The organism is Polaribacter sp., assembly GCF_039939415.1.
Lineage (GTDB): Bacteria > Bacteroidota > Bacteroidia > Flavobacteriales > Flavobacteriaceae > Polaribacter.
Genome location: NZ_JBDVJE010000003.1, coordinates 20,990 through 28,769 on the forward strand (window position 1 = coordinate 20,990; position 7,780 = coordinate 28,769).

At 28.9% G+C, this 7,780-nt stretch carries 5 protein-coding genes; 3 read left to right on the forward strand and 2 right to left on the reverse strand.

Translation table 11 applies throughout. The annotated features are described in order from the left end of the window. Window positions 1-197 precede the first annotated feature (197 nt). Window positions 198-2,612, forward strand: coding sequence for an outer membrane beta-barrel family protein (locus tag ABJG40_RS00325; protein ID WP_348022584.1), 2,415 nt, complete (start codon window positions 198-200; stop codon window positions 2,610-2,612). A gap of 183 nt (window positions 2,613-2,795) precedes the next feature. Here the strand turns inward: ABJG40_RS00325 and ABJG40_RS00330 are convergent, their stop codons facing one another. After that, window positions 2,796-3,803, reverse strand: coding sequence for a beta-ketoacyl-ACP synthase III (locus ABJG40_RS00330; protein WP_348022585.1), 1,008 nt, complete (start codon window positions 3,801-3,803; stop codon window positions 2,796-2,798). Window positions 3,804-3,934: 131 nt separating this feature from the next. Beyond that, window positions 3,935-5,359: an aldehyde dehydrogenase family protein gene (locus ABJG40_RS00335; RefSeq protein WP_348022586.1), complete on the reverse strand. Its 1,425-nt coding sequence runs from the start codon at window positions 5,357-5,359 to the stop codon at window positions 3,935-3,937. Window positions 5,360-5,575: 216 nt separating this feature from the next. Here ABJG40_RS00335 and htpG point away from each other — a divergent pair, with 216 nt between their 5' ends. Beyond that, window positions 5,576-7,480, forward strand: a complete 1,905-nt coding sequence (gene htpG, locus ABJG40_RS00340; RefSeq protein ID WP_348022587.1) for a molecular chaperone HtpG — start codon at window positions 5,576-5,578, stop codon at window positions 7,478-7,480. A gap of 84 nt (window positions 7,481-7,564) precedes the next feature. Continuing rightward, window positions 7,565-7,780 (forward strand): hypothetical protein (locus ABJG40_RS00345; protein WP_348022588.1); only part of this gene is annotated, 216 nt, incomplete at its 3' end.

Sequence of the window (7,780 nt, forward strand, 5' to 3'; positions counted from 1 at the left end):
GATTCTGTTATGCAGAATTCAAGTTTTTTTTAGTCTAAAACCTTTTTAATAATTATTTTTAAAGTAACAAAAAATATTAAAAATTTAAATTTTATATGGTCCAAAATGGAATTTTTTTTATACCGAAAATTTTATTACATTTATTCTAGTTTGTAAGACCTTATTTGCTATGAATATTACAAGCTTAAAATATGATTATGAAAAAGTTTGTACCCCTTATACTCCTTTTTTTATCACTTTCTTTTTATGCAAAAAATAAAAAAAGAGTTATAAAAAATATTGGAATTTTCACTGGAAAAGTCGTCGATTCTAAATCTAAAAAAAACTTACCTTATGTAAACGTAGTCTGTAAAGACGAAAGCGACACCATTTTTTCTGGCGGAATTACAGATGACCAAGGTATTTTTCTGATAGAACAACTCCCTTTAAAAACTATTTTTATTGAAATTCAATTTATTGGCTATAAAACTATAAAAAGAACCATTGTGTTGTCTGAAAGTCAACCCAAAATAGATCTCTCAACAATTCATTTAGAAGAAGAACCTAACATTTTAGAAGAAGTTACTATACAATCAAAAACATCAACATTTATTCAAAAAATTGACCGAAAAATAATACATGTGGGTAAAGATCTAGCTTCTGCCGGTACAAACTCTTTACAATTATTAGAAAACATACCTTTAGTAGAAGTCGATTTTAGCTCTGGAACTATTAATTTAAGAGGTAATAATAATGTGCGTGTTTTAATTGACGGAAAACCTTCTAACTTATCTCCTGCTCAATTATTAAAACAAATTCCTGCTGCTACTGTAAAAAGTGTAGAATTAATTACAAATCCTTCTGCAAAATACAATCCTGAAGGTATGAGTGGAATTATCAATTTCATTCTTAAAAAAAATATTACCAAAGGTTTTAACGGCTCTATAAATATTGGTGCAGAACATAGTATAAATACAAGACCAACTAGTTCTTTAAACTTAAATTACAGAACTGGTAAAATAAATATGTATGCAAATTATAGTTACGATTTTGGGAAATTTGAAACCTTCTCTTTTTTTGATAGAACTAACAAGGAATTATATCAAAACATCGATTATATAGACAATACTATCAGTCATTATTTAAAAAGCGGAATCGATTTTTACATCAACAAAAAAAATACCCTATCTTTTTATACTTCTCAAACTTTTGCTGATACAGATTTTAGTATCAATAGCAAAGTAATAGAAAATAACAGTCTTGTTTTTAATGCGCCTAACTTATCAAAGTACAACACCAAAGAACAAGCGTATAACATTGATTATAAAATAAATATTGATGACAAAGGACAAAATATAGAATTCGAGCTTAATTATACAAAAACCACAAATCCTCAAAACGATTTTGTTATAGAAACTGTAAATCCAAGTTCTAAACTCTATAATTACGAGAATACAATTACCAATAATTCCGATACTTTTTTAGCCAATTTAGATTATACGAAACCCATTTCTGGAGGAAATTTAGAACTAGGTTTAGAAGCAAGAATACAAACTACTTTTAATAATATTATTACAGATCAAGAAATTGAAACTGGTGGAAATCCTGCAATTGTAGCTAAAGGAAATACCACTTTTAATTACGATAGAGATATTTTTTCTGGTTATGTAAATTACACCAAAGAATTTAAAAAACTTACGTTTCAAGGAGGATTACGTTTAGAACATTTTACAGTAAATGGTTTGTTTACAAACACAAAACAAACTGCTGTAAAACCTTATGAAGACACATTTTTAACACTATATCCTTCTGCTTATTTTACTTATGCTGCTTCAGATAAAGATGAATTTCAGGTTGGTTATAGCAAAAGAGTAGACAGACCAGGTATTGAGCAAGTAACACCAATACAAGAGTGGACTTCTCCTCTAACCATTTCTGTTGGTAACCAAACATTACAACCACAATTTACCAATTCTTTTGAGATAAATTATACCAGAAGTATTAAAAAAGGGTATTTGTCTTTTGGTACTTTTTACAGAAACACTACAGATAAAATTGGTAGAGTTATTAATAAAGATATTACCAATGCAGATAGACAATTGCTTTCTTATGAAAATTACGATACTTCAGATAGTTATGGTGTAGAGTTTTCTTCTAGTTTTAAACTGACAAATTGGTGGAGTTTTAGACCAAGTTCTAGTTTGTATTCTCAAGAAAGTGAAGGTATTATAAATAATAAAACAGAAAGTATTAAAAACACTCGTTTTACAGCAAACATAAGCAATAACTTTAAAGCTTCTAAAAAATTAAGTTTTCAATTATCTGGTATGTATAGAGGAAAAAACGAAAACGTGCAGTTTAAAGTAAAACCTTTTTTCTTAGTAAATGCAGCTGCACAATTATCTATTTTTGATGGTAATGGAGCTATTACAATACGTGGAACTGATATTTTTGATGGTTACCATTTAGATTTTTCAGCAACCAACCCATTTGCACAAACAGGAAACTATACTTTAGAATACAGTTCTATTTATCTTGGATTTTCTTATGATTTTGGTAGTGGAAAAAACAGAGCAAGAAATAGAAAATACAGAGAAAAAAACGAAACCCAAGGAAGTGGTGGTGTTTTGTAATAAACTAGTTTAGTTTGTTTCTAAACTTAAAAAAACGAACTTCGCTAACGTCGATTATAAGTCATTAAAACAACGTCATAATCGTCTTAAATTAGCGAATTAACAAAAGTAAAAAAAGTGCTACAAAATGTAGCACTTTTTTTATCACTAATAGCAAATAGCCAAATACCAAAAGCTACTATCTTACCAACGTATTACAACAGAACCCCAAGTAAAACCACTACCAAAAGCAGCTAATACCACTAAGTCTCCATCTTTAATTTTGTCTTTTTCCCAAGCTTCAGTTAACGCAATAATAACAGACGCTGCAGTGGTATTTCCGTATTTCATTATATTATTAAAAACTTTGTCATCAGACAATCTAAACTTCTTTTGTATAAACTGTGTAATACGTAAATTCGCTTGGTGAGGTATTAACATATCAATATCTTCTTTTTCTAAATTATTTGCTACTAAACCTTCTACAATGGCTTCAGAAAAACGTGTTATAGCATGTTTAAATACAAACTGCCCATTCATATATGGGTAATAAGAAACATCTTCTGGGTCGTTTTTTTCTAAAATTTCTGGTACCCATCTTCCTGTAGAAGGTCCTTCTAACACCAATTCTTTAGCGTGTTTTCCTTCCGAATGTAAATGAGAAGATAAAATTCCTTTACCCTCTTCTTCAGATCTAGAAAGTACTGCAGCTCCTGCTCCATCACCAAAAATTACAGAAACATTTCTTCCTCTTGTAGATTTTTCTAATCCTCCAGAATGATTTTCTGCACCAATAACCAAAATGTTTTTATACATCCCAGTTTTTATAAACTGATCTGCAACAGACATTGCATAAATAAAACCAGAACATTGGTTACGCACATCTAAAGCACCAATTGTTGGCATATCTAACATCTCTTGTACTTGCACACCACCTCCTGGAAAATACATATCTGGACTTAAAGTTGCAAATACAATAAAATCTATATCATCTTTTGCTAAACCAGCTCTTTCTATAGCTATTCTAGAAGCTTTTGCTCCCATTACAGCTGTTGTATCTCCAGATTTTGGGTCTATCCATCTTCTTTCTTTAATTCCTGTTCGTTCTTGAATCCATTCATCTGAAGTATCCATAAACTCCTTTAAATCGTTATTGGTTACAACGCTTTCTGGCACATAGTATCCAAGTCCGATAATTTTAGAATTATACATATATTAATATTTTTAATTAATTGTTTGTTGTCTATTATTTAATCTTAAAAGCTTTGTTAAAAAGTATATTTTACCAAATTAAAACATAAAAAAGCAAGAACAAAATTACAAATTTATATTCTTAAAAGAATTTATAACAATTTAATGGTTAAGTTAATAATTTTCTCTTTTAAATTGGTATAAGGTGGAGTTAACATTTCTAAAGCTCCAGGTATATTTTGCTTTAAAACTCCTCTTGCATTCGAAAATTCTTGAAAACCGTAAAAACCATGAGACTTTCCTATTCCGCTATTGTTAGAACCTCCAAAAGGTAAATTATTATTGTAAAAATGAACTCCGTTGTTATTTATACAAGAGCCACCTGCTCTTGTATTGTTTAAAATATGTTGCACATTTTTATTTTTCTTACTATAAATATATAATGCTAAAGGCTTTTCATTTGTATTAATAGTATGAATTACATCTTTAATATTATCATAAGAAATTATAGGTAAAATAGGACCAAATATTTCTTCTTGCATTACCCTAGAATTTAAAGAAACATTTGTTAAAATAGTTGGTTCTATGGTATTAGAGTTTTTATCAATTTTACCTCCATAAGTAATTGTTGCTCCTTTTTCTTTTGCATCTTCTATAATACTTATAATTCGTTTTTTATGATTTGTATTTACCACACAAGCATAACTTTTAGAGGTATTTGCTTCATTTTCATAAAAATTATTCAATACTTTTTTAAACTCAGTTACCAAAGCTTCATATTTACTTTTATGGACATAAATATAATCTGGGGCAATACAAATTTGTCCTGCATTTACAAATTTACCCCAAGCAATACGTTTCGCAGCACTTTTTACAGAAGCAGTTTCATCTACAATGGTTGGAGATTTCCCTCCTAATTCTAAAGTTACAGAGGTTAAGTGCTTTGCAGCTGCAGACATTACAATTTTACCAATTGCTGGAGATCCTGTAAAAAAAATATGATTAAATGGTAAAGACAACAAATCTGTTGATGTTTGAACAGCTCCTTCTATTAAAGCTACTTCATTTTCATTAAAAATATCTGTAATTAAAGTTTTCATCACTTTAGAAATATTTGGTGTCATTTCTGAAGGTTTTAAAATAACGGTATTACCTGCTGCAATTGCACTTACTAAAGGTGCTAATGTTAAATTAACAGGAAAATTCCAAGGAGAAATAATTAAACATACCCCTTTAGGTTCATATTTTATAAAAGACGAAGCACCTAAAAATGCTATTGGTGTAGCAACTCTTTGTTTATATGCCCAAGAATTTAAATTATTTAAAGTGTGTTTAATTTCGCTGGTTATTGGGTATATTTCAGTTAAATCTACCTCTGCAGCAGGTTTTTTCATGTCTTTATATAAGGCTTCTTTAATCGCTTTTCTGTAAGTAACTAAAACTGCTTTTTTTAAAGCTAAAAGTTTTTTTCTTCTTGCTTTTATAGATTGATTTGCTACTACAAATTGATTAACTTTTTGCGCATTAAATATAGCTGTAATTGCATCTAAATTTAATTCATCTTTAATAGGCTCCATAATTTATAGTTCTAATAATTATAAAATAGTGTTCTTTTTTTTTTACTAAAGTAGTTATTCTATTATAAAACGTTGATTAATTTAATTAAACTTATTCATCAGTAAAAAAATAATATTTGTCACTAAAAATGTCATCTTGTCATAAATTCTGTTTTGGTATTTTTTTTGACTACTTGTCTAACTATAAATAATAATTTAAATTAAACATATATAAAAATGGCAAAAGGAAACATTAATGTATCTGTAGAAAATATTTTTCCACTGATTAAAAAATTCTTGTATTCTGATCACGAAATATTTTTACGTGAATTAATTTCTAATGGAACAGATGCGACTTCAAAATTAAAACACCTTATTTCTATTGGTGAAGCAAAGACTGAATTAGGTGATACTAAAATGGAAGTTAGTATTGATAAAGATGCTAAAACTATTACTATTAAAGATAGAGGTTTAGGAATGACTGCAGATGAAGTTGAAAAATACATCAACCAAATTGCTTTTTCTGGTGCTGAAGAATTTTTAGATAAATATAAAGATAATGAAGCAGGTATTATTGGTCATTTTGGACTAGGTTTTTACTCTGCTTTTATGGTAGCAGACAAAGTAGAAATTAAAACAAAATCTTTTAAAGATGCACCTGCTGCACATTGGACCTGTGATGGGTCTCCTGAATACACTTTAGTAGAAACTGATAAATCTGACAGAGGAACAGAAATTATTTTACATGTTGCAGAAGACTCTTTAGAGTTTTTAGAAGATGCTAAAATTGAAGGTTTATTAAATAAATACAATCGTTTTAACCAAGTGCCAATTAAATTTGGAACTAAAGAAATTAACGATCCAGAGTTTACACCTGCAACTACTAAAGATGCAGATGGTAAAGAAACTACAGAACCTCATAAACAAATTACAGTTGATAAAATTATCAATAATACTGAACCTGCTTGGACAAAATCTCCTGCAGATTTAAGTGATGAAGATTATGAAAACTTCTACAGAGAATTGTATCCAATGCAATTTGAAGAGTCATTATTTCATATTCACTTAAATGTAGATTATCCTTTTAACTTAACAGGAATTTTATTTTTTCCTAAGTTATCTCAAAACATGGACATGCAAAAGGACAAAATCCAATTGTATCAAAACCAAGTTTTTGTAACAGATAATGTAGAAGGAATTGTACCAGACTTTTTACAAATGTTAAAAGGAGTTATAGATTCTCCTGATATTCCTTTAAATGTATCTCGTTCTGGATTACAAGCAGATGGTGCTGTAAAGAAAATATCTGGTTACATTACTAAAAAAGTAGCTGATAAATTAGCTTCTATTTTCAAAAAAGATAGAGCAGATTTTGAAACAAAATGGAATGACATTAAAGTTATTATTGAATACGGAATGTTGTCTGAAGATAAATTTTTCGATAAAGCTAAGAAATTTGCTTTATACCCAACTGTTGCAGATTCTTACTTTACGTTTGATGAATTGATTGAAAAAACAAAAGATACTCAGACAGATAAAGATGGAAATCATGTAATTTTATATGCTGCAAACAAAGAAGGTCAGCACAGTTATATACAAGATGCCGCTGCAAAAGGATATGAAGTATTATTATTAGACTCACCTATTATTTCTCATTTAATGCAAAAATTAGAAGGTGCAGGAGAAAAAATTAAATTTACTAGGGTTGATGCAGATCACGTAGATAACTTAATTAAGAAAGATGATAATGTAATTTCTAAGTTAACTGATGCAGAAAAAGAAACGTTAAAACCTATTATTGAAGCTGCTGTACCATCTAAAACGTACACTGTTCAATTAGAGTCTATGGATTCTGATGCTTCACCGTTTTTAATTACAGTTCCAGAATTTATGCGTAGAATGAAAGAAATGCAAGCTTCTGGTGGTGGTGGAATGATGGGAATGGGTAACTTCCCAGACATGTACAATTTAGTAGTAAACACGAATAGTCCATTAGTTTCTGAAATTTTAAACAATAAAGACGAAGCTGCTCAAAAAGGTTTAATTTCTCAAGCTTTTGATTTAGCAAAATTATCTCAAAACCTTTTACATGGTGAGGATTTAACAAATTTTATTAAGCGTTCTTACGAGCTAATTAAATAGTGGCAACACCACAAATAAAATATAAGCCTCTTTGTTTTTTTTACAAAGAGGCTTTTGTTTTAAAATTAAGTAAATAGATTTTCAATGCAACTAAAACACTTCTTTGTTTTCTTATTGGTATTGATATTATCAGTTGTAGAATCTCCTGTTTATGCTAAAAGTAATTCTTCAGGTTATTATCTGTCTTCGAAATTATATCAGAACAAAAAAAATAGTGCTAAGAATACCAAATACATCGTTTTTAATAAAACGAATTCTTTTACCAATTTTCTTACTTTTTTCCTTACAAGCATTCATACT